The organism is Chitinophaga solisilvae (assembly GCF_009928525.1).
GTDB classification, from domain to species: Bacteria; Bacteroidota; Bacteroidia; order Chitinophagales; family Chitinophagaceae; genus Chitinophaga; species Chitinophaga solisilvae.
On record NZ_JAABOK010000009.1, the window covers coordinates 234,957 to 257,866 of the forward strand.

General features: G+C 47.9%; 20 protein-coding genes and 1 riboswitch. Of the genes, 7 read left to right on the top strand and 13 right to left on the bottom strand.

Annotated features, from left to right (window positions below; genetic code table 11):
- The first annotated feature begins 27 nt into the window (after window positions 1-27).
- From GWG06_RS19990 to GWG06_RS20020, 7 genes are all read left to right on the top strand, one after another.
- Window positions 28-2,007 carry a glucosidase family protein gene (locus tag GWG06_RS19990; protein WP_160715451.1) on the top strand — a complete coding sequence of 660 codons (1,980 nt, stop codon included), beginning with the start codon at window positions 28-30 and terminating at the stop codon, window positions 2,005-2,007.
- 202 nt (window positions 2,008-2,209) lie between these two features.
- A riboswitch (cobalamin riboswitch) is annotated at window positions 2,210-2,413 on the top strand.
- Window positions 2,414-2,696: 283 nt separating this feature from the next.
- Window positions 2,697-4,037 carry a DUF5074 domain-containing protein gene (locus GWG06_RS19995; protein ID WP_160715453.1) on the top strand — a complete coding sequence of 447 codons (1,341 nt, stop codon included), beginning with the start codon at window positions 2,697-2,699 and terminating at the stop codon, window positions 4,035-4,037.
- Between the two features lie 26 nt (window positions 4,038-4,063).
- Window positions 4,064-4,996: a PKD domain-containing protein gene (locus GWG06_RS20000; protein ID WP_160715455.1), complete on the top strand. Its 933-nt coding sequence runs from the start codon at window positions 4,064-4,066 to the stop codon at window positions 4,994-4,996.
- Between the two features lie 184 nt (window positions 4,997-5,180).
- A complete protein-coding gene (locus GWG06_RS20005) occupies window positions 5,181-5,633 on the top strand; it encodes a hypothetical protein (protein WP_160715457.1) in 453 nt (150 codons plus the stop codon).
- Between the two features lie 210 nt (window positions 5,634-5,843).
- Entirely contained in the window at window positions 5,844-6,299 is a 456-nt protein-coding gene (locus tag GWG06_RS20010; protein WP_160715459.1) for a hypothetical protein, read from the top strand.
- Window positions 6,300-6,596: 297 nt separating this feature from the next.
- Window positions 6,597-6,833, top strand: coding sequence for a hypothetical protein (locus tag GWG06_RS20015; protein WP_160715461.1), 237 nt, complete (start codon window positions 6,597-6,599; stop codon window positions 6,831-6,833).
- A 7-nt stretch (window positions 6,834-6,840) separates the two neighbouring features.
- Window positions 6,841-7,473, top strand: coding sequence for a hypothetical protein (locus GWG06_RS20020; protein ID WP_160715463.1), 633 nt, complete (start codon window positions 6,841-6,843; stop codon window positions 7,471-7,473).
- Between the two features lie 485 nt (window positions 7,474-7,958).
- Here the strand turns inward: GWG06_RS20020 and GWG06_RS20025 are convergent, their stop codons facing one another.
- The 13 genes from GWG06_RS20025 to GWG06_RS20085 form a co-directional block, all read right to left on the bottom strand.
- Complete coding sequence (locus tag GWG06_RS20025) at window positions 7,959-9,476, bottom strand: serine hydrolase (protein ID WP_160715465.1); 1,518 nt, start codon at window positions 9,474-9,476, stop codon at window positions 7,959-7,961.
- Window positions 9,477-9,617: 141 nt separating this feature from the next.
- Window positions 9,618-10,730 carry a hypothetical protein gene (locus GWG06_RS20030; protein ID WP_160715467.1) on the bottom strand — a complete coding sequence of 371 codons (1,113 nt, stop codon included), beginning with the start codon at window positions 10,728-10,730 and terminating at the stop codon, window positions 9,618-9,620.
- Window positions 10,730-11,353: an ABC transporter ATP-binding protein gene (locus GWG06_RS20035; RefSeq protein WP_160715469.1), complete on the bottom strand. Its 624-nt coding sequence runs from the start codon at window positions 11,351-11,353 to the stop codon at window positions 10,730-10,732. Before GWG06_RS20035 ends, GWG06_RS20030 begins: the two co-directional genes overlap by 1 nt.
- Window positions 11,354-11,566: 213 nt before the next feature.
- Window positions 11,567-11,986 (bottom strand): VOC family protein, encoded by a 420-nt coding sequence (locus GWG06_RS20040; RefSeq protein WP_160715471.1) that lies wholly within the window; start codon window positions 11,984-11,986, stop codon window positions 11,567-11,569.
- A gap of 72 nt (window positions 11,987-12,058) precedes the next feature.
- Window positions 12,059-12,772, bottom strand: a complete 714-nt coding sequence (locus tag GWG06_RS20045) for a helix-turn-helix transcriptional regulator (RefSeq protein WP_127044254.1) — start codon at window positions 12,770-12,772, stop codon at window positions 12,059-12,061.
- 34 nt (window positions 12,773-12,806) lie between these two features.
- A complete protein-coding gene (locus GWG06_RS20050; protein ID WP_160715473.1) occupies window positions 12,807-14,009 on the bottom strand; it encodes a PepSY-associated TM helix domain-containing protein in 1,203 nt (400 codons plus the stop codon).
- A gap of 11 nt (window positions 14,010-14,020) precedes the next feature.
- Complete coding sequence (locus tag GWG06_RS20055; protein ID WP_160715475.1) at window positions 14,021-16,465, bottom strand: TonB-dependent receptor; 2,445 nt, start codon at window positions 16,463-16,465, stop codon at window positions 14,021-14,023.
- A gap of 263 nt (window positions 16,466-16,728) precedes the next feature.
- Window positions 16,729-17,553, bottom strand: a complete 825-nt coding sequence (locus tag GWG06_RS20060; protein WP_127044257.1) for an alpha/beta fold hydrolase — start codon at window positions 17,551-17,553, stop codon at window positions 16,729-16,731.
- Between the two features lie 95 nt (window positions 17,554-17,648).
- A complete protein-coding gene (locus tag GWG06_RS20065; protein WP_160715477.1) occupies window positions 17,649-18,014 on the bottom strand; it encodes a nuclear transport factor 2 family protein in 366 nt (121 codons plus the stop codon).
- A 253-nt stretch (window positions 18,015-18,267) separates the two neighbouring features.
- On the bottom strand, window positions 18,268-19,563 hold the full coding sequence (locus GWG06_RS20070) for a metal-dependent hydrolase family protein (protein WP_235938436.1): 1,296 nt from the start codon (window positions 19,561-19,563) through the stop codon (window positions 18,268-18,270).
- Window positions 19,564-19,645: 82 nt separating this feature from the next.
- Window positions 19,646-20,359 (bottom strand): LytR/AlgR family response regulator transcription factor, encoded by a 714-nt coding sequence (locus tag GWG06_RS20075; protein ID WP_160715479.1) that lies wholly within the window; start codon window positions 20,357-20,359, stop codon window positions 19,646-19,648.
- Window positions 20,356-21,381, bottom strand: coding sequence for a sensor histidine kinase (locus GWG06_RS20080; RefSeq protein WP_160715481.1), 1,026 nt, complete (start codon window positions 21,379-21,381; stop codon window positions 20,356-20,358). The genes GWG06_RS20075 and GWG06_RS20080 overlap by 4 nt, the downstream gene beginning before the upstream one ends.
- A 24-nt stretch (window positions 21,382-21,405) precedes the next feature.
- The gene (locus GWG06_RS20085; protein WP_160715483.1) at window positions 21,406-22,635 is read right to left on the bottom strand and encodes an acyltransferase family protein; all 1,230 of its coding nucleotides are present in this window, start codon (window positions 22,633-22,635) and stop codon (window positions 21,406-21,408) included.
- Window positions 22,636-22,910 lie beyond the last annotated feature (275 nt).

Sequence of the window (22,910 nt, forward strand, 5' to 3'; positions counted from 1 at the left end):
TATTATTTTAAGCAGAAAAGTAGTGTAATGAGAAAAATTATATCAGCGCTGACGGTATTGGCGGTTGTCTGCAGCACCGGGATGGCGCAATCACTCCGCTGGCAGCTGACGCCGGAGCGTACTATCCGCTGGAAGGTGCAGCCGGGGCCGGCGCACCGGGATCATATAGAGATGAGCGGCCGTCAGCTTTCAGGCATTATCACCTATGGCGCCGATGATAAGGGCTTGCTGGTATTACATAAGCAGCTGGTGTTTCCCATGTTGCGCACCATTCCGAACAACACCCATGCAAGCCTGCGCACGACGTTCGACAGTACGGCAATACCTGCCGCTGCCGCCGGCGGTGTGCCGCTGCAGCTGTATCCTGTAGCGGTGGAGCTGGATGGCGTTTTGCAGATAACTTCGCGCAGCAACAGCGATATAACGGTAAAGGATATACTGTATCCATCGGTAGACAAGCCGGTATTTATTCAATGGCGGCAGTTTGAGAACAGGGGCAGCAGTGTGTGCACGTTGCAGCTGGACAGCCTGTCTGTGGAGCGGTATACCGCTGCTGAGAAAGGAGTATACGGCGTTTACCTCATTACGGCCACCGGCAGCAGGGCGGGTACTTTCCGTTTGCAGCCGGGAGAGAAGCTGGAGGTAGCATATATGTACGGCGCAAGAGTAGTATCTGCTCCATCGGCCTATTATTCAGCCGCCTATGAGCTGCAGCGCCGCCGTATGTTTGTGCAGTCGCTGCAGGAGAACCTGGTGCTGGAAACGCCTGATGATACACTGAATGAGGGCTTCTCCTTTGCAAAGATACGAGCGGCGGAGAGCATTTACGATACGAGGGGCGGATTGATGCATGGTCCGGGTGGAGGCGCTTATTACGCTGCCATATGGGCCAATGATCAGGCAGAGTATGCCAATCCGTTTTTCCCTTTCCTGGGAGATGCCGCCGGCAATGAGTCTGCCACCAACAGCTTCCGGTTGTTTGCTACGTATATGAATGACCGCTATAAGCCTATTCCCAGTTCCATTATAGCAGAAGGGGCGGGGATCTGGAACGGCGCCGGTGACCGTGGGGACCAGGCGATGATTGCCTATGGCGCTGCGCGGTATGCCCTTGCCTCCGGCGATACGGCCGTAGCGCAACAGCTGTATCCGTTGATACAGTGGTGCCTCCGGTACCTGGAGGGGAAGCGCCGTCCGGATGGTATCATCACCTCCGACTCCGATGAACTGGAAGGCCGTTTCCCGGCAGGGAAGGCAAACCTGTCCACCAATTCGCTGGCTTACGGGGCATATGAAAGCGCTGCTTGTCTTGCTGCCGCGCTGGGGCATAAAGATACTGCCGCCGCCTGGGAGCAGTCGGCCCGCGTACTGGCCGATGCCATAGAGCGCTATTTCGGTCACCAGGTGCAGGGATTCGACACTTACCGTTATTATGAAGAAAACACCATCCTGCGTTCCTGGATATGCCTGCCTTTATCGATGGGCATCTTCACCCGCAGGGATGCTACTATACAGGCGTTGCTTTCACCGGCGCTGTGGAGCCCCAACGGCGTGCTCACTGCCGCCGGAGATCATACCTTCTGGGATCGTTCCACCTTGTATGCGTTGCGGGGCATGTTCTTCGCCGGTGCAACCGATACGGCATTATCAGCCTTTGCTTACTATACGCGTCAGCGCTTACTGGGAGAACATGTGCCGTATCCGGTAGAAGCGTGGCCGGAAGGGAATCAGCGGCATTTGTCCGCCGAAAGCGCCCTCTATTGCCGTACCGTAACGGAAGGGCTCTTTGGCATTGTTCCCACCGGCCTGCGGCAATTCACCATGTGCCCCCGGCTGCCTGCCCGCTGGAACCATATGGCCCTGCGTCATATCCGCGCCTTCCAGTCAGACCTGGACATCTCCGTTAAACGTCAGGGGAAATCATTCCTCATAACAGTAACGAACAAACGAAAAGAAATTTACCGCTCCGCCTGGAACGGAAAAGACATCATCACTATAAAGATCTGACACCGTTTATTTATCTTTAGTTGAAAAGGCGCTGCCGGCAGAAACTCCATCTGTCGGCAGTTTTTATTTTATTATTTTATTATTTGAGATTTGGTTATTTAAAATGCAGCGGAGATTGTTGCGAAAGTATTCGCTTTTGTCTCCGCTGCATTTTAAATAACCAAATCTCAAATAACCAAATAATAAAATCTCAAATAATTCGTAGTTTTGCTCCGCATTTGGTTGCGGCGGCTATTGCCGTTGTATTAAAAGGGAATCCGGTGTGATACCGGAGCTATCCCCGTAGCTGTGACCTTCAGATCAGTAAGATCTTTTTCCGGAATGCTCCCTGCCACTGTCCTGACCCGGACGGGAAGGCCCCCGGAAAGAAGGAAGCCAGAAGACCTGCCAGTTGCGCTCAAACGTTCAGTGCTTTCGGGTGAAAAGTAATGAGTGAAGGAATGCCGGTGTGCCCGGTGATCAGTTTTATTCCATAGTACGTGTATCAGTGTTAAGCGCTTGTATGCCCGCTATTGTTTGCTGTGTGCTGTATGCCCTGAACAGGATTTTTTCATGGAGATAACTCCGTGCAGGAATTTTTTTTGTCTGATGTAAATGCTGTAAGACAACTGTGTGCAACGGCCGGAGATGCTGTGCCCGTAAGTGTTACCTGGAGAATAAAATCATACATCTCTCATAAATATCATTACATGAAAATGAAATTTACAAAAGCCTTGCTGACGGCAGGTATAGTAATGGCTTTCCTGGCTTCCTGCCAGAAAGATGAAGTAGATCCGGGGCCGGGTATCATTACCGGCAGTACGCGGGATACCCTGAAAATAGGTGCCGCCGTTACTTTCCGGCCGTCGGTGATCAATCCGTCGAACGCCGCATATACGTGGAAGGTAAATGGAACACCGGTAAGCAGGGAGGCAGTATTTACCTTCACTGCCAGAGAGCACGGAGATTACCGCATTGTATTCTCCGCCAGCAATCAGGCCGCGACCGACTCCGCCGTGTATGAAGTGAAGGTGTGGGGTAAGTATGAAAATGGTTTCTGGGTGGTGCAGGAGGCGCAGTATGGCGTCGCCAACGGTGATGTGTTTTATTACAGCTATGACAGCAACAGGATAGCCTATAATGTTTTTCAGACGGAGAACCCCGGTAAGAGCCTGGGACCGGTAACATCCACCCTGCAGTTTGCTACCATCTGGAAAGGCAAGATGTACCTGGCCGTAAAAGTAGGCGGACCGCTGGTAGTAGCCGATGCCTATACCATGAAAGAAACCGGCAGGATAGATCAGCTGCCGCAGAACGAAGGGTATGCATTTGCCGGTGTAGACGAGAACCGGGGCCTGCTCAGCGCAGTAGACGGCGTATACCGGGTGAACCTGACTGGGCCTTCCCTGGGCGCTAAAGTAGCCGGCATCGACGGCGCAGCAGGAGATATGCTCGTGACAGAAGAATATGTGTTTGTACTCACCAAAAAAGAGGGTGTTGTTATCCTGAAGAAGAGCGATTACAGCATCGTCAAAAAATATCCCAAAGGCACCATGGGTTTCACCCGTACCAAAGACGGAGCTGTATGGACAGCCGGAGACTCTGCCCTGGTAAGGATCGACGCCTCACTGGCAGTAAGCGAAGTGAAACTGCCGTTTAAAGTCACTAACCCCTGGGCGCTGTGGTCATGGCGTTCCGGCAGCATCACTGCCAGTGCTTCCGGCAATGAAGTGTATATCGCAGAAAGAAAGGAGACAGCCGGTATTGACGGCACCATCGAATACAGCGGCACTAAACTGTACCGCTATACGCCAGGAAATGCCGCCTCCGTAACATCGCCGTTTATCACGTTGCCGGCCGGACAATACTTCTACGGGTCCGTAGTGAGGTTTAACGAAAGAACCCGGGAGCTGATAGTGCTCACCCTTACCGACGAGTGGGGCAGCAGCAATGATAACAGGTGGCTGTTCTATGATGCCGTGTCCGGAACATTAAAACAGACCGTCAACTACCAGGGATATTATTTCCCTGCACTCCCTGTATTCTATTGATTTTTTTATCCTCAAAACAATACATCATGCGAAAATCCTATCTGACATTCATCGCATTGGCCGGTACCGTACTGTTTGCCGCCTGTAGCAAGGAAAACCTTGTTGATAATTCCATACCTGCCGGCAAAGGGCTGGCAGCCAGCCTGGCAGGCGATGCCTCCGTACGTGCGGCAACGTTAGTTAGCAGTCCGCTGATCAGTAAAATTTATGCTTATCAGCCCGCTGCCGGTCAGTTCATCAATGAAACAGCACTGGGCTCCCCGGCAGCTGCACAGGCGCTTATCGGCAGCACCAGCAATATGGTGTCGCTGGGTGGTTTCGGCGGTTACATCATCTTTGGCTTCGATCATTCCGTAGTGAATGGCACCGGCGCAGACCTGGGCATCTACGGCAATCCGTTGGGCCCCACGTATCAGTGGTCTGAGCCCGGCGTCGTAATGGTGAGCAAGGATGTTAATGGTAACGGTCAGCCGGACGATGCCTGGTACGAGCTGGCAGGCAGCCAGTATAACGCTGCGGGCACCATTAAAAACTACCGCATCACCTATTATAACCCGCATGCCGCTGGTACCAGCGTATTGTGGAAAGATAACCAGGGCGCTTCCGGTTATGTAGTAGCCAACACCTACCACACCGCCAACAATTATTACCCGGCCACCGCCCCGAATCAGGACTCTGTTTCCTTTACAGGCACCAAACTGGTGAATACGCTGCAACCTGGCGCTATCATCACCAACCTGGCATTTGCCTGGGGGTATTCAGACAGCTACTCCAGCGAGTACCCGACACTGGGCTACAACACTTTTGATATCGCCTGGGCAGTGAATGGCAGTGGCCAGTCCGTAAACCTGAATGCCATCGACTTCGTAAAAGTATATACCGGTCAGAATTGTAATGCCGGAACTATGCTGGGAGAAATATCCACCGAAGTGAAAGGTGCAAGGGATCTGCATTTGTAGACCCGGAAATGTATAAAATGAACAGGGGCAACGGGAATGAATTTCCGTTGCCCCTGTTTTTATTTTGTTTGATAGTGCAAGACAATTTTACTATATAAAATAGAACCAGGCTGAAATATAAACAATAGTTTTGTCGGCATAAAAATATGACAAATCATACCTTACCCTGAATGTTTCTGATTTTATGCCTTGTATTTTAATGATAGCTGGAAAAGATTTTGATATCCCGCAGTTTCTAAATGTCACCAGATTACGGGTATTAAAGAAAATGATTAAAGGGGAGCCACGTTCTTCGTTAAGACCTGATGGAGAAAAATTGCCTTATTCTTATCTTACAATAGAGACAAGTAAAGCAGATTACGGTGATTTAAATGCGCAGGTAAAAGATACAATTAAGTATTTAAGAAAACACCGTAATCAGCTTATGAATATCAAAACAACAGGGGGAATCGATCACATAAATCTGGATTTTGGCATTGAAAGTTCAAATGGTCAATTATTGCAGTCTATATTTATGCCAAGAGATTTGGTTAGTCTGGCCGCTGAGTTCAGAATGAGTATTCAAGTCTCTGTTTATTCGAAGGACTTGGACAGTGTGCTTAGTGAAAGCATTAAACTGGATAATGGTCTTTTATAGAAAATCTTGGAGGCACGAGTGCTTTATGAGGAATTGTTAATTTATTTTTATCAGGAAGTTGTGCAGGACAAATCTAATGATAAATTGCGGTATAATTCGAAAACTAAACAGGTTGAAATTGTATCAAAAGGTATGGAAATAAGAAAGCAGGAACTGAGGCTGATACGCCAATTAATTAATAAAGCCAATGTTATACGCAAATAAAGAGTTATGAAGAATATAATAATATTAGTTGGTTTGCTTCAAGGTATAGTATCATGTGGGGCGGCGAAAATAACACAGAGAGAATATGATATTCATACCGATGTAAGGCTTGGGCAACGATTCTATTCCATTTTCCTGCATAAGGATGGATTTGGTTATGTAGTCAAAGGAATAGGTTCTTATTATACCGAACCACTGAGAATAGATTCTTCAGTGAGTAGTAATATATTTAGAGTCGATTCAATAAAAGGTTTAATTCATATTTTGAGCAAGCTTAACATTGATTCAACAATTAAAAAGCCAATGGGTACTATCCCCCGTGTTGAGATATATTATAAGAATAAAAAGGTGTATGATGCTTATCGATGGGATCAATCAGTATGGAATGGGCTAAGACCTATTATTTCTCAAATTCCGCATGGTTTTAATCCTTTTCTGGTAAATGATAACCCATTTGAGTAGGCAATGAATCAACGTATTGGACACTATCTCAAAAATTGTGTAAATTCTAAAAATCGGGGTTTCACTCCGATTTTTTAATTTTAAAGCATATACAGTTTTATGAAGACAGAAGATTTTTTATCAGACGACTTTCTGAAGCAGTTTAAAACGGCCGATCAACTAAACAATTTCCTGGCCTGGATTCAGAAGCGGGAATTGAAAAGATGCTGATGAGTAAACTGGATAGCCATTTAGGTTAGAAGTGCATCCAATTCAGTAGCCAAAGGCGATTATGACTTGAATTGGTTTAAGAAAACAATGGGGACAAATAAACAATATGCCTCATTGATGGGGCGTGATGAACAGCTCACAACAAATACTTCTTCTGCAACCTATACAAAGTATAATCCTAATACTCGCATATCTTTTGTGCTTGGATTTAAAAATAATGTAAATATAACGGTGATGGAAGCAATAAACGTTATTAATGCCAGCAGTCAAAAAATTAATGGCGTTCCAGAGTTGTTTACAGGACAATTACTTAATAAAAAATAGACAAAGTATGAGAGCCTTTTTTTTACTGATAATTTTGGTGGCACTTTCAGACCAAGGAAAATGTCAGACACTTGAAAAGCGTAGTCTAACCGCAAAGGATAAAATAAATGGGGTCTTTCGGAAATTTACTTATGAAGCAAATGATAGCTATGGTATAATTAGTTTGATACTTAATAAAAATAAAACTTATTTCTATAGTATAAATACCTTTGCTTATCATGGAATAAGTGAAGGCAAATGGAAGCTGGTCGATAATTTATTAACACTGGAAAGTACATATAAAAGAAATAATATTCCGGTAGAAATATCTTATGAAAATGAAAGTAGTTCTATCGACAGTTTTGATATTGCAGTTGTTAGGAATATAAAACATGAACTGCTGACAAGTGCATTTGTATTAGTTAATAATGATAGTCTTAAGTGTCTTCCGTCAATAGGGAGGTGTAATGGCTCACTTGGAATCATAAATAGAGTGAAGGTTCTTTTTGAAAATGGAATCTCATCAAAATGGATTGCTGTCGAGGAAAAGAAAGCCAGGCTACAACTTACAGTATTGACAGATGTTTCTATTGAAAATTATATCATTATGAATAAACAAAAATTTGAACTTAATGGAAAATTCTTGAAGGAAAAGAAATAAACAATTTTGAATAGCCTATTCAAGAAAAAACAATTATTATCTGTGTAGCAAGAGGTTAATCCAATGTTATATTATTTGAGTGATTTGTGACTGTAAACCAGATAGAATAAGAAAATAATCATGGTGCTCATAATCGTGTGAAGGCTTTGGTTATTATCCTTTTCGATACCTAAAGCGAAAATATTCGCAACATGTGTTAAGTCTGATTGAAAATTGGGATACAGCAAAAATAAGGGCAGAAGAAAAGGCTCAAATGTCATCTTTGGATACTAAATATATTTATGGTACTAGAGTAGTAATAAAATCTCATAGTATTAAGATAGACACAGTTTCATTTAATGAATTGTTTAAATGGGAGAGAGATGCAAAATGATACTTTCGCGTCCAGTCCCATTGTTACACTATCCCATCAACTGTGTTAAAAATAAGATGAAGGCTGTAGTATCCTTTTACAAAATTGATGAGATAGTCTCTAATTACTGGCTTTACAATTTAACAAACTGATACGGCGTCCCCTCTACAAAGCCATCCACCTTCACCGTAAGCGAACTCACTTTGCCCTTGGCTACCGTATAAGGTAACAGCTGTATGCCATACATAGGAATATTGTAAGTACATAGGAATTCATTGTTACCGGCATGTTCCAGCCTGCCCAGCAGTTTTTTGTGATGGGAGAAATGCATGACCAGTGCTCCGTTTTCCAGGGTGATATTCATCTGGCCGTACACAGGATGACGGTATACGCCGGTAAATGCCTGCAGTGGTAACGGTGTAGGGGGCTGCGCGGCTGTTCTCTTACGGATGGTCTGCAGCTTGTTCGCTGCCTGCATGTCGCGGTGACGGTAGTACTCCCCGAAAATATGACTGTAATTGCGGTAAGGTAAACCCAGCCAGGCATCGCGGATTTCGTCGCGCAGGGCTTCGTAGAACCCGTTGCTGTCAGTGTTGGTGAGTACGATAATGCCCAGCTGTTCTTCGGGCAGCAGGGTGATGCTGGTAACGAAGCCGTTTACACCGCCGGTGTGCGAGATAATTTCCCTGCCACTGTATTCCTCCAGCATCCAGCCGAGGCCATAGAGCGCGAAGTGCGCGCGGTTGTACGGATGACCGCCATTACCCAGGATAGAATGGGGCAGCCTCGTTTCTGCGATGGCTTCTTCGGCTACTACCTGTTTATCTCCTGCTTTGCCGTTTTGCAGCAGCATCATTACCCATTTGCTCAGGTCTTCCGTGGAAGAGCAGATGCTGCCGGCAGGAGCCAGGTTGTCTATCTGACCATAGGGTATTTTCTGCAGTACTCCCTGAAATACGGTATGCGCGGCAGCTTTGTTGGCTACGCTGTTTATCCCACTGGTCAGCGCGATGGTACTGTTCATCTGCAGTGGCTCAAATATCCTTTCTTTCAGAAATGCTTCCCAGCTTTTGCCGCTGGCTTTCGGAATAATTTCTCCGGCAGTGAGAAAGGCAGCGTTGGTATATCCCCACTGACTGCGGAAGCTGTGTGCCGGCTTCACCTGGGCGAGCTTCTGCCGCACCTCCGCTTTGGTAAGATCTGAATCGAAGTACATGAAATCTCCCTGGAAGGTTTCAAAGCCCAGCCGGTGACACAGCAGGTCGCGGATGGTGGCTTCTCTGGCGACCCACGGATCATACAGCTTAAAATCAGGCAGCCACCGCTGTACCTTGTCATCCAGCGACAGCTTTTTATCTGCCTGCAGCATCGCCAGCGTGGTACCGGTAAAAGCCTTGGTATTTGAGCCAATCATGAATACGGTATGTTCATCTACCTTATCACCGGTATTCATCTCTTTCACACCATAACCTTTCATGACTATCACCTTCCCGTTTTTGATAATACATACGGCTGCACCAGGTATCTGCCACTCGGTCAGGCCCCGGGAAACATAGGTGTCCAGGCTGTCCCGGACAAATGAAGGAATGCTATCCTGCGCCGGTAATAATAATGGGCTGAAGGATAGCAGGAGAAGAATGATCTTTTTCATATAAATGGAATTGGGATTTTCGAATTTACGGATTTTGGGATTTTGAGATTTGAAATACAGTGAAGAACTGAGCAGTTAAATCATTCGTATCAGCTCAGTTCTCCGCTGCATTTCAAATCTCAAAATCTCAAAATCAGAAATTTACATACTTCGTTCGTAATGATAATACGCATAGCGCTGCAACAGCAGGCTTCCTGCAAAACATAATACAGACAATATTGTCAGCCCGGATACCATCAGGAATGCATACTGCAGACAAAACAACAGGAACAAAATGACCGTATAGGCTTTCCCGTTATATGGCTGCCACAGCAGTATACCATGCATCAGCAGCAGGGTGCTGTAGCCACATAAGGCAAAATGCAGGGCTGCCTTCAGGGGAATATGCGCAGGTGTCAGTATACCCAGTGTAAGCAGTACCGGAAGCAGTAGCAGCAAATAAGCTCCTGCATACTGTCCTGCCCTTTGCCACCATCCGGCAGGCATACTCCGGTAGAAGCGGGCATACGTCTCCTCAAACTCCCGGATACGATATACCAGTACCCCGTTACCCAGTATGCCCAGCATAAAAACAATAAAAACGGCAGGTGCATCAAAATCAGATAACGGATTATTTACAGCAATACAATATAGCAGTATACAGGTAAACAGCTGGATACCCATCCACGTGGTCATCTGCCGGGAAAAAACAAAGCGCAGCAATATTCCTGTATAGGTAGATGACGACATCCACGCCCTGTTCCGGAAAGCCGTCAGCAACCTGCTTTCCGGATGATTCAGCCGGTATGCCTGCAGCCATGCTGTGCCGGCACAGAGTACTAACAGGTACGCCAGTACGATTATCAGCGCTGTGAAATAATGATATTGCCATCCGGTAATAACAATAAAAACGGTATACAGCCACACCGGCAGCTGCAGCCACAGAACCGTGAAGAAAAACAGGCTGAACTGCTGTCTGCTGCTGAGATGCCGGATGATATGCAGAAATGCATACTCCTGCCGCCGCAGCTGCGCTGTAACAAAAACGGAAAGTTTCCGGGTATACAACAGCCATAGTAAAAATACCACTATCAGTATAGCCGGACTTTTCAGCATACCAATCACCAGAAAAAGATGATATTCATATAACCCGGCGCCCGATTGCTGGCTGACAATAAAGAACATCATGGTAAAGATAAATACGAGAATGCCGCCGTTCTCCTGGTAGAAGGGCTTGACAAAGGCGCGGAAGAAGATGCGTGCAGGCTGGTTCATCAGTTGAATACGCTTTTGTTGACAACGGTGAGTACCTGTTGTGATTGCGAAATGCGGGTATCCAGATCCTGGTGGGAACTCATCAGGAAAGTAACGCCCCGCTGCTGCTGTTCCAGTATGATGTCTGATACTGCTGTAAAGGAATGTGCATCCAGTGTAGTCACCGGCTCATCCAGCACTACCAGCGAAGGCTGGCCAATCAATGCCAGCGCCAGGGATAACCTTTTTGTCATGCCCGCAGAATAGCTGCCAATGGCGCCTTTCACGAAGCTATGCAGCTGCAGCTGCTCCATCAGCAAACGGGTGGCGGCTTTATCTGCCTTCCGGATATGTTCATGTAACAGGATAAGATCCATACCTGTCATAAAAGGAGGAAATAATGGCTCCGCCTCTGCCCACCCTATCTGACGGCGATAATCCTGCGGCTGCCGCTTTATACTGATACCCCGGAAAAGAATATCTCCCTCAAAAGGAATCTGCCCGGAAATCATCTTCAGAAAAGTAGACTTCCCGGATCCATTGGCCCCCTTTACCCAGTAAAGCCCGTTGGTCAGCTGCAGATCCGGAATATCCAGCACTACCTGCCCGCCGTAAAATTTTTTTACATGTGTTAGTTGCAACATAGTATGCTCCATTTGCGTGATTTTATAACGGCTTAGGTATATTAAGGCTGGAGATGGATGCAGGAATGAATATAATAAAACTTTTAATGATGAATTAAGAATTATGAATTATGAGTTGGTGAGAAGATCTAAGCGAATGAAGGTGTTTTATCATTCGCTTAGATCTTCTCACCAACTCATAATTCATAATTCTTAATTCATCATTAAAACAGCTTACTGCTGCTTAATAGCATCCAGTACTGAAAGATAGTGCTGATTATACATCAGTCCGATCACGATGCCGTAAGGACAAATGACGGAGGCGGTAATGAATCCTTCGCCGCGTTTTGTAACAGGCTCCCAGGCAGTGGCGCCCATAGCCAGCAACTTTTCAAGTGCAGCATCAATATCGTCTACATGCCAGTACAGGGTGCTGGCGGCAGGTGTGCCGCCGGTGATGCCGGGAGGGCCGTATTGTGCATCTATCAAACCAAATTCATGCTGGTAATCCCCGACACGGAATTCTGCATACCCTGGCTTGTTGAAGTAGGGAGGCATACCAAATAATGCAGTATACCATTCAATGGCCCCTTTATGATCGGCGACAAAACTGGTCATCGTTGTAAATCCGCGTAAAGTCTGTGTGTTTGCCATAATCTGAAGTATTTTAAAAGTGAATAATCTTTGTTTACTTCAAAGGTAGAATGGCAGTTTGACAGCCCTATGTCAGGGGTGGGTGGAATTTTTTTCTGAATATTTAAAATATTCCTGCAGGCTGATTTTATGCGGTTCAAATTTATCGCTGAGCACCTGTAACTGTTGGATTCTGTCCAGCCGGAAGTGGCGGTAGTCCTTTCTCAGGCGGCACCAGGCTACCAGCAGCCAGTTCTCCTGGGTACTGAGCAGCGCAAAAGGCTCTGCTATCCGCTCGGTTGGCTTGCTGTTTTCGGTAGACTGATACATGATATGAATAAGATTGAAATTCGTCAGGGCCAGCTGCAGGGATGACAGGTAGTTGCTGGTTCGGTCGTACCCGGCGTTCTGCGCGAAGGCCACACGGCCGGAGAGGAGGTCGGCATTTTCACGGGTAGTATATCTTAATACCGCTTTTATTTTTTCAACGGCGGCACTGTATTCCTTTACAAAGGAAGCATCCCTGTTTTTTATCACCAGCTGTTCTGCGGTAATCAGGGCATTGGCTTCACTTTCGCTGAATGTTACCGGCGGTATCCGGTAGCCTTCCATCAGCATGTAGCCTTTGCCTTCTTCTGTCAGCACGGGAACACCGGACTGCTCCAGCGACCGTATATCGCGATAGATGGTTCTTACGCTGACGCCGAATTTTGCGGCCAGCTCAGTGGCTGTTATCAGTCGTTTGGTTTGTAAGTGCGTCAGTATTGCCGTTAGTCGTGCCAGCCGGGAGGTTTCATTATCATGCATATGCAGCGGTTTTCACCGCCTGAAATTAAAGAAATTATGCCTCTTCCTGCGTATATCTGCCGGAAGTGGCTATGGCCGGGCTTTGGGACTGCTTTTTTACCGGGTCGCGGCGCCCGGAAGCTGTAGCTTTCTTTCTGCCCGGTTTTTTCCGGCGGTTACGCCACATCAGGAATCCGGTAACGGGCAGGGTGGCAGCAAAGAGGCTGCTGCACAGCGCCAGTATTTTAGTAGGCCAGCCGTAGATACTGCCGGTATGCACCGGATAAATCAGCCTGCGGACCTTCATACCACGGCTCTGATCTTTATACAGCCGCGTGGATAACAACCGGCCGCTGCCTTTTTCGAAATACAGCATGTCCACCACATTGGGTATGGAGGCAGCAGCATTTATCTTGCTAACGGTGACGGATATACTGTCTTTCTCCGGAAACTGTATGCTGACGGTCCCCGGATATGCCAACCGCCGGTTGGCTCCGGCAAAAATATCTTCATAATAGTGTTCCCCGTTGGGCAACATCCTCACATCTGCCGGCGCTTTATTGGCGACGGGGGGCTTGCCGTCAAACAACAGAAAAATCCCGTTGTTGAACCATTTGTAACTCCAGGTAAGCCCCGTCACCGCGATAATGAAAATCACCACATGTATATAAAAGCCACCTACTGCATGCAGGTCCCAGGTAAACCGTTTTATATTGCCGCCCCGTTTGATCTGCAGGCGCTGTTTCAGCCCTTTCCATTTTTTAGGCCACCATAATACCAGCCCTGTCAGCACCAGCGAAAGGAAGATCAGGCAGCAGGCACCGGTGACGGCCTTGCCGGCTTCACCTGCCAGCAGGGTACGATGCAGCTGCAGCACCACCCGGAAAAACTGCCTGTCTTCTGCACCGGTATATACTATCTGGCCGGTATAGGGATGTAAGGCTATCTGGTAAAATTCTCCTTTTTGCACTACCCGGCATAAAATCGTATGGCCGGGAGCGTTCGTTTCCACTTCCATCCGGCGCAGCTGTCCGCCGGGCAGCGCAGCTTTCGCCCTGCGGATGATACTGTCCAACGGCAGCCGTTGCTGTCCGGACTTATAGCTTACAAAATAGGTATCCCGCCGGAACGTTTCATCCAGCTCTTTTTCAAATACCAGCAGCGCGCCGGTAAGCGCCACCACAAAAACAACCAGGCCGGAACCAAGTCCCAGCCATAAATGCAGTTGTCCGGTTATCTTTTTAAATACCCTTTTCATAAAATCCGTTATCAGAACATGTAGGATACGGAAGACATCCAGTTGCGCGGCGCTCCGGGAAACAGCCGGAGGTAATCGTAACCGCCCACCCAGTAGGTTTTGTTGAGAATATTGTTCAGGTTGAATTGCAGCTGGAACTTATCTATCCTGTAATACAATGCGGCATTGACTACCTGATAGGCCGGCAGTGTCTGTACATCATTGCCGTCTACATTCCGTTCGGTCACGAAGTTGCTGCCGGCGCCAATGCCCAGCCCTTTGAGCTTGCCGCTGCCGATGCTGTATTTGGTCCAGATGCTGCCCTGGTGCTTAGGCGCACCGGGGCTCTGCCGCCCGATCTCTTTAGCTACCGGGCTTTCGGCAATGGCTGATTCGTTATAGGCATAGGCGGCGGTAATAAACCAGTGGGGCGTAACCTGTCCTTTAACATCTACCTCGGCGCCTTTGGATTCCACCCGGCCTACCTGCCGCATCAGATCGGGATTGCCGGCATCGCCGGATTTGTACAGCACATTTTTCAGCTGAATACGATACGCGGATACGGTCACGGATAAACGATCTCCAAACCAGTCACTTTTAGCGCCCGCTTCCACGAGGTTACTCTGCAATGGACTGAAAGGCCCGCCGGCATTAGGATTGTTAATGATGGAAGCTGTCTGCGGATTGTATCCTTCGGTATACGTACCATAAAGATTGATATGCCTGTTCAGCGTATATACCAACCCGATTCTCGGCAGCAATACATCCTGGGATACATGTTGTTCTGCCTTTTTGGTGTAATTCAGAAAATCAGTGTAACGGTCGTAACGCAGTCCCAGCAAAGCCTGGAAGCGGCCAAGCGTCAGCTGGTCCTGCACATAAATGCCCTGTGTGTTATAGAAGGTAGCGTCGTAGTTGCTTTTGCTGTAAAAGTATTTGCTCATATCAAAAAGCTGGTAAGGGCTTTCTGAGGTAAGGTCAAAGTGCGGCACATTAGGTACCGGCCGCTTGATGCCATTCACGGTTTCATAGAGGAACCTGCCGGGCATATCTTTATTATAGGCTCCCGCGCCGGTATTGGTATTGTTGCGGTAGCCGTTGGCAACGGATTGCGCTGCACCCCAGGGCATTTTGTTCTGTGCATAATCGAAGCCGGCTACTATCTTATGTGCTATCGCACCGGTGCTGACATCGAAATTGAAATAGGCAGATACGTTATCGGAAAATACTTTACGCTTGCGTATCAGCACCTGCATTTCCACCAGCGTGCTCAGTTCCCTGCCGGCGCTGTCTTTCGCATAGCCGTTGGCTGTGCGGTGTTCCAGCAGATCTTCATCCCATATGGTTTTCAGATAGGCGAAGTTAAACTGTATATGTTTGTTGAACTGATGACTGAAAGAAGTAGTAATCATGATATTGTCTTCATTCAGGTAGTCGTTCGCGGCATTCAGACTTTTGGAAACAGGCACGGAATAAATATCATTGTTGCCGTAAACGGCCTGCCCGCGGTCCAGGCGGCTCATACTGCGGTTATACACCACATCCAGGTTTACACGCGTATGCGCTCCGGGAAGAAAGGAAAACGACGGAGCGATAATAAAGTTCTTATCAAACTGCAGGTCCCGGAAGCTCTGGGCATTTTCATACCCCAGGTTCAGACGGTACAGCAGAGAGCGGGACTCATTCATCGGGCCGGTGAAATCTGCAAATCCCCTGAAGGTATTAAAGCTGCCGGTGCTGAAACTGAGACTTTGCCTTTTTTCGGTCAGCGGCTTTTTGGTGACCCTGTTAATGATACCGCCGGGAGAGCTGTTGCCGAACAGCGCTGATGCCGGCCCTTTGATGACCTCCACCCGCTCCAGGTAGTTGGTCAGCGGCTGTTTCCAGAAGCCGGTGATGGTACGCAGCCCGTTCAGCAGCTGCACCTGGCCGTTGTTCTGGGTACGGAAACCTCGGATCATAAAATCATCATAAGTGGTATACTGACTGACACCACTCATGTTTTTTACTACTTCGCCCACACGCAGCGCCTGCTGGTCCTGCATCAGCTCTTTGGTTACATAACTGATGGACTGCGGCACATCCTTGAGTGCCGTAGCCGTTTTAGTGCCTATAAATGAATTGGTATTTTTATATCCTGTTTCTTTTCTGCCGATGATTTCGACATGTTGCAACTGCTCCGCGGAAGACGCCAGGGCTACCTGCAACACACGGGTTTCCCCTGCTTTTACATGCAAGGTGCGCACCGCCGGCTCATAGCCAATAAAGGAGAAATGAAGCGTATACTTTCCCGGAGTGAGATCTGTAAAAATGAATTCGCCCTTATCGCTGGTAATCTCTGTTCTACCATTCGTCAGCATCACACTGGCGCCGGGTACCAGGTTGCCTTCCGGATCAGTTACCTGTCCTTTTATGATAGTCTGTGCATAGGAATTTGTCAGGAAGAAAGCCAGCAAGGCCGTTATAATGAAGCGCATAGTAGTGCAGACAGTGATTTGGTTACTGCAAAGCAATAAAACCGCAGGCTGCCATTATACGCTATTCGGGAAATGTTTTTACGCAAAACGGAAATATGAGGGGGAATTAATTGCGAATTACGAATTGCGAATTACGAATGTAAAGGCGAAGATCAAAACGAAAATCAAAACGAAGATTAATGATGATATTTAATAATTATCCCTGATAATCTTCGTTTTGATCTTCGCCTTTACATTCGTAATTCGTAATTCGCAATTCGTAATTAATTTAAAAAGCTTTCCACCAATGGCACTACCGCAAAATCTCCTTTATGCGCAGGAGAGAGAGTAAGTAATTCACCGAGGTATTCACCGTGGCCGCCGGGAAGTATCATGAGGCGGGAGCCGGGTATCTGGCGGAACATTTCCACGGCATGTTCGGGGGTGATAACATCATGATCGCCGCAAAGGATCAGGGTGGGAGCTTTGATGTTTTTGATATCGGTTTCTTTCATGTCCTGGAAATGCTGCATCCGGTGCAGGTCGCGGTCATGGCTGGCGCGAAGGGCTTCCTGGCTGGGATTTACTTTCAGGAACGCATCTTTCAGGGGCTGAGGCATACCTTCGAAGGAGCCTTTGGCGAGAAAGTCCCATAGCCAGGGGTAGGCGCCGGCCTTTTTGTAGAAGGCGGAGGCTACAATTATCCTGTTGACCACTTCGGGATGGCGGATAGCTACCTGCAGGGTGGTCTGCCCGCCATTACTGAAGCCGAATATATCAGCTTTAGGTATATGCAGGTATTGGAGCAGGGCGGCAATATCATCGGCATCCTGTTCAAAGCTGAAGGGCCGGTCAATATCTGCGGTACGGCCATGCGCCTGCATTTCCACTGCTATTACCTGATGATGCTGCGCCAGCTGCGGAATAATTCTGCCCCAGGTAACATCGATGGTGGAACCTCCGCCGTGTATCAGTACCAGCGGAGCGCCCTTGCCATATATTTCATAATACATTTTCAGACCGTTGACCGGCGCATAATTTCCTTTGTTTTGTGACATGGCTGCTGTTGTTAGGATGATGAACAGGAAGCATGTAATCTGTTGCTTCATGAATAGTAATTTACTTTCATAAAGGTAGGGCGATAGAGATACCGGTAAAATGGTACGTTGCGACAAATAAGGGGATAATTGCGAACAACGGTCGCCTATCCGTGATATACTCTCGACGCTATGATGCTGCCGTCGCGGATCTCCAGCACTTCAGCCACCAGCATGTCCGCCTCCCCCGAAACCTGCCGGGTATACTCCATGAATACCCGCTGTCCGTTAGCTGTCAGGGTATTGATTTTATAATGAAGGGTAGGCAGCCGGTCAAAGGCGTCCTGCCACCAGCTGCGCAGGGCAGGCTTTCCGGTAACCAGTCCGTTGGTAGCAGGAAGCCGCAGCTTCAGCTTGGGACTGTAATGCTCCGCATTTTCATGATACAGCGAAAGGAGCTGCTCCAGGTTACGTTGATTAAAAGCGTCCAGCCATCGTTGTGCAATCTGCTCCAGGTTTTCGTTTGCAGCCATAAAAGTAGTTTGGTGTAAGTTAGTGAAATTACGAATTGCGAATTACGAATTACGAATGATGAGCGAAGACCGGTTTATTTTTTTATTTAGTTATTTGAGATTTATATAAAAGCGAAGAACTGAGCGATTGTACTTTAAAAAACCGCTCAGTTCTTCGCTTTTATATAAATCTCAAATAACTAAATAAAAAAATAAACCGGTCTTCGCTCATCATTCGTAATTCGCAATTCGTAATTCGCAATTCGTAATTCCCCTACTTACCCGTCACATTCTTATACACAACTCCGTCTTTCATCACAAAGCTCACTTTGCTGGTTACCTGGATATCCTGCAGCGGATCGCCGTCTACGGCTACGATGTCTGCCAGTTTGCCGGCGGTGATGCTGCCCAGTTTGTCTTTCATGCCGAGGAGGTCGGCAGCGTGAATGGTGGCGGATTTGATGGCCTCCATAGGAGGCATGCCTGCTTCTACCATGTAGGTAAATTCTATCCAGTTTTTACCGTGCGCATATACGGAGGCATCGGTGCCGAAGGCTATTCTGACGCCCGCCTTATATGCTCTGGCAAAGGTACCCTGTATTTTAGGGCCAATGGTTTCTGCCTTGGGTTGCACAATAGCCGGAAAGAAGCCGGGGATCCTGGCGGAATCAGCTACAGAGCGCCCGGCGGTGATGGTAGGCACATACCAGGTGCCATATTTTTTAGCGAGCGATATACACTGGTCATCCATATAGGTGCCATGTTCAATGGAGGTAACGCCAGCACGGATAGCGCGTTTGATACCCTCGGTCCCATGTGCGTGCGCGGCTACACGAAAACCATAGTCTTTCGCGGTTTCCACGATCGTTTTCAGCTCTTCTTCTGTAAACTGCGGGGCGCTGCCATCTTTCGCCGGACTCAGTACACCGCCGGTAGCCGTTACTTTAATCAGGTCAGAGCCGTATTTATAGGCCTGCCGTACAGCTTTACGGCATTCATCCACACTGTTGGTAACTCCCTGTTTGGTACCGGGGTCGCCCATGAGGTCTTTGCGGAAACTGTTGGTCGGATCTCCATGTCCGCCGGTGGCGGAAATGGGCGTGCCGGCAGTGAATACCCGCGGACCTTTTACCAGCCCTTTGTTAATAGCATTGCGAAGGGAAATGTTCACGCCGTCAGTACTTCCCAGGTCACGGACAGTAGTGAAGCCGGCCATCAGGGTACGTTCGGCATAGCCTACACTTTGAAAGGCGTAATCTGCGGGGTTTTTGGTGAACTCGTCTGCATAGGAGCTTTTGCTCATCTCGCTGACCATATGCACATGCATATCCATCCAGCCAGGGGTAACGGTCTGCCGGCTCAGGTCAATAATCTGGTCCTGCGGAGAACCATTTACAAAGCCATCTTTTATCTCACTGATTTTATTTCCGGAGATGATGACCGACACTTTTTTCCTCGCCGTATTGCTGATGCCGTCAATAAGTGCGCCACAGTGCAGAATGGTGGATTGCGCATAGGTGATGCTGATACCAAGCGTCAGCAGCGCTGTTAACAGAGGTGATTTCATCATCGGAAGTAACGATTTGGAATTTGGGCAAACATCCACTGCTGCACAGTTGCAGCAATGGTGAATCATCTTCTAATTTACGTAATTATTTCTTCAGCACCCTGTTGCTGACAATCTTTTCCAGTACTTCTTCCTTCTGATATTTACTCACCGGAATCTCGTATTTTCCTACATGAAGGATGTTGCCTTCTATGGCGCTGACATGTGGAATGCTGACCAGGTAAGACTTATGCGGCTGTACAAATATGCGGGAGGGTAACATCTCCTGCACCGACTTCAGCGTGGCATGCGTTACGATTTTCCTGTCTGCCGTATAAATGGCTACATAGTTTTCCAGTGCCTCTGCAAAAAGAATATCCTGGAATAAAACCTTTTCCAGTTTATTACCGGTTCTGATAAAGCAGAACTGTGCTGCATCAACCTCCTGGGCAGAGAAGAAATCATAGGCCTTGTTCGCTGCCTTTAAAAAACGTTCAAATGGAATCGGCTTAACCAGATAGTCCAGCACATCCAGCTCAAACCCTTGCAGGGCATAACGTTCATATGCCGTGGTGAATATTACCCTGGGCGGATTCGGAAAGTTTTTCAGAAATTCTATACCGCTGATATAAGGCATTTCTATATCGAGAAACAGGAGGTCTACCGGTTGTTCTTTCAGCACAGTATTGAGTTGCAGAGCGTCTTCGCAGACAGCCACCACATCCAGAAAACCCGTCTGTTTCGCATATCCCAGCAGGCCTTGGCCGGCCAGCGGTTCATCATCGGTTATAACACAGCGTATGATCCTTTTCTCTTTCATGATAGCGTAAGTTTTAATGCAGCACAGAAGGTGTCTTCCTGTATACCAGTTGTGAACACGTGTTTGCCAGGATATAACAATGCCAGTCTTCTTTGCAGGTTCTCCAGTCCGATGCCGCCTTCCCGCAGGGCCGCAAACGGAACCGGCATGGAGTTTTCCACGCAGAAATAAATACTGTCATCCTGCTTTTTCATTTGTATGCTGATACGGAATTTGCCGCCTGCATATTTAAAGGCATTTTCTACCAGCGGCAGAAAAAGCAGCGGATATACCTGCTCCCCGTTGAAGCTCTTGTCAATGTCTACCTGCAGTTGCAACCTGGCGGAAGACCGCACCTGCTGCAGGTCTATAAAATGCTGCAGGTAATTGATTTCACTGCGGATACTGACCATCTGCTGCTGGTCATACAGCTGGTAGCGCAGCAGCTCCGAAAATTTTTCCACCGTCTTTTTCGCCCCCCTTACATCAGTGTCCATCTGGAAGTAGATGGTGTTGAGGGCGTTGAACAGAAAATGCGGATGGTACTGGGCTTTGAGAAATTTCAGTTCTGTCTGCAGCTGATCGTTCGTTATTTTCTCCAGCTGCAGCTGATTGCTGATATATGCCTGCAGGAAGGTGTTGCTGCGCTTGATGCCATAATAGATAAAGGAATACAGCAGTGTGACGATATTGATATCGATGACGTCGAACACCTGCAGCCCGTTATCCGTCACGGCCGCCATGGGTACCATCAGGGTGTTTTGTATCAGCGTATTCACCAGGAATACATACAGCAGTTCCCGGAAAACGCGGCGGTAGGAGAAGCTGGGCGCATATTGTTTATCAAACCGGCTGAACAGACGGTTATAGGCCCACAGGCACAGGTATCCCATCAGGATGCTGCAGCTGATTTCGATGATGTTGGTAGCGGCCGGGCGGCGCCAGAATTCGTTGCCCGACCAGCTGTCTACCAGCAGGCGGATGGTAAAGTAGACCAGCAGTCCATACAATCCGGGAAAAATATATTTATGGAATATTTTCATGACGCAATGGTAAGATACAATTTATTATGCGGTTGCCGGCAGGGGAGCGGCTATCTCCGGAGTGCTGCTTTCCTTTACCACCGGCTTCTCCCGCGGTTTGGGCTTCATGCCGAACAGGAAACGCATCACGGGGAACGGTTGTATAAACAGGTGATAGATGCTCATGCTGACGAAAAAGGTGGACCCTACGGTAAAGAGATACTTCATACCTACGCCGTCCGGCGCTTTCACCACATAATAGGCGAGAATGACAATCACCGTCTGATGCAGTATATAAAAAGGATACACCGCCTGATTTGCATACGTCAGTATCACCGGATGCTGCCTGTTGAGGTATCGCTTCCCATACCCCAGGGCCATGAATACCCACATCCAGCCGGAGATGGCCTGTATAGCCAGGTAGCTGTAGGCAAAAGACATATTTAGAGGTTGTCCCGCATATCTCTCCCCCCATGGATCGGCATCATTCCAGCGGCAGTAGTTAATGAAGATCAGCGTGAGCAGCGCCAGGGCGAAAGACAGCCGCCGGTTGCGTTCCAGGCTGTCCATCAGCGCAGGATGCGCAATACAGATAAACCCTGCCAGTACAAACGTAAGGTAATAGGGGAAGAAGGCATAGTCATGGATCAAGTCACCGGTGGCCGGATATTTCATGACCAGGATGGTGTAGATCAGTACGCCGGGTATCATCAGGAGGTAAATATAGCGGCGGGTGGCCAGCCAGTAGTGCCGTTGGAGGAAAGCCTTTCCCCTGGCGGAGTTGAACCAGACGAATACCGGCGCAAACAGGATGTCGTATACCAGCAGATAGGCGACGAACCACAGGTGATGCCAGCTGAGATCCCCTTTGGGGTAAGCGCCGGTACTGAACATCCGGGCATAGAACTGCAGGAAGTTACCGGTATATCCCTGGGATACGCGTTCCATATATACCTGTGGCGGTACTATTACCAGCATGGCCAGCAGGAGCGGGATGAGCAGGCGCCGGCAGCGGATGGCAATAAAACCTGCGCCGCTTTTTTTCTGCAGCATATAATAGCTGACGGTGCCTGAAATAAAGAACAGCAGCGGCATCCGGCAGCGGTGCAGGAAATCATTGATCTCCATCAGTATGTTGCTGGTAGCGGCATTTTTAATATGCCACCACCAGGGTACATAAGGCATGGCGGAGTGAAAGAAGAGTACGCCGGCGATAGAGATGATGCGGAGCCAGTCGAGCCAGGCTTCCCTGGGAGCAGCAGTATTTGGTTGCATGAGTGGTGTTTTTACAAACGTACCGGCTATACGGAGGGTGGAAAAAGATATTTGACATCCGGACAGTTTAGCGGGGTGTAAGGACAATTTCACTTTTGCTGTGCCTGCTGGCAGATAAATTATGTTTTGTTCAACTTTTCTGCTGTTCAATTTGTTCATTATCTCTGGAGTGTTTTCGGAGTATTCATTTTGTTCATTCAGATGGCAGTTTATGTGTTGAATGATTATTATAATTAATTTACTAACACATTGCAACGTCCTCATTGACTTCCCTT

Bases quoted from the DNA above. Each gene is read 5' to 3' on its own strand.
- GWG06_RS19990 (WP_160715451.1), top strand. From the start codon at position 28: ATGAGAAAAATTATATCAGCGCTGACGGTATTGGCGGTTGTCTGCAGC.
- GWG06_RS19995 (WP_160715453.1), top strand. From the start codon at position 2,697: ATGAAAATGAAATTTACAAAAGCCTTGCTGACGGCAGGTATAGTAATG.
- GWG06_RS20000 (WP_160715455.1), top strand. From the start codon at position 4,064: ATGCGAAAATCCTATCTGACATTCATCGCATTGGCCGGTACCGTACTG.
- GWG06_RS20005 (WP_160715457.1), top strand. From the start codon at position 5,181: ATGCCTTGTATTTTAATGATAGCTGGAAAAGATTTTGATATCCCGCAG.
- GWG06_RS20010 (WP_160715459.1), top strand. From the start codon at position 5,844: ATGAAGAATATAATAATATTAGTTGGTTTGCTTCAAGGTATAGTATCA.
- GWG06_RS20015 (WP_160715461.1), top strand. From the start codon at position 6,597: ATGGGGACAAATAAACAATATGCCTCATTGATGGGGCGTGATGAACAG.
- GWG06_RS20020 (WP_160715463.1), top strand. From the start codon at position 6,841: ATGAGAGCCTTTTTTTTACTGATAATTTTGGTGGCACTTTCAGACCAA.
- GWG06_RS20025 (WP_160715465.1), bottom strand. From the start codon at position 9,476: ATGAAAAAGATCATTCTTCTCCTGCTATCCTTCAGCCCATTATTATTA.
- GWG06_RS20030 (WP_160715467.1), bottom strand. From the start codon at position 10,730: ATGAACCAGCCTGCACGCATCTTCTTCCGCGCCTTTGTCAAGCCCTTC.
- GWG06_RS20035 (WP_160715469.1), bottom strand. From the start codon at position 11,353: ATGTTGCAACTAACACATGTAAAAAAATTTTACGGCGGGCAGGTAGTG.
- GWG06_RS20040 (WP_160715471.1), bottom strand. From the start codon at position 11,986: ATGGCAAACACACAGACTTTACGCGGATTTACAACGATGACCAGTTTT.
- GWG06_RS20045 (WP_127044254.1), bottom strand. From the start codon at position 12,772: ATGCATGATAATGAAACCTCCCGGCTGGCACGACTAACGGCAATACTG.
- GWG06_RS20050 (WP_160715473.1), bottom strand. From the start codon at position 14,009: ATGAAAAGGGTATTTAAAAAGATAACCGGACAACTGCATTTATGGCTG.
- GWG06_RS20055 (WP_160715475.1), bottom strand. From the start codon at position 16,465: ATGCGCTTCATTATAACGGCCTTGCTGGCTTTCTTCCTGACAAATTCC.
- GWG06_RS20060 (WP_127044257.1), bottom strand. From the start codon at position 17,553: ATGAAGCAACAGATTACATGCTTCCTGTTCATCATCCTAACAACAGCA.
- GWG06_RS20065 (WP_160715477.1), bottom strand. From the start codon at position 18,014: ATGGCTGCAAACGAAAACCTGGAGCAGATTGCACAACGATGGCTGGAC.
- GWG06_RS20070 (WP_235938436.1), bottom strand. From the start codon at position 19,563: ATGATGAAATCACCTCTGTTAACAGCGCTGCTGACGCTTGGTATCAGC.
- GWG06_RS20075 (WP_160715479.1), bottom strand. From the start codon at position 20,359: ATGAAAGAGAAAAGGATCATACGCTGTGTTATAACCGATGATGAACCG.
- GWG06_RS20080 (WP_160715481.1), bottom strand. From the start codon at position 21,381: ATGAAAATATTCCATAAATATATTTTTCCCGGATTGTATGGACTGCTG.
- GWG06_RS20085 (WP_160715483.1), bottom strand. From the start codon at position 22,635: ATGCAACCAAATACTGCTGCTCCCAGGGAAGCCTGGCTCGACTGGCTC.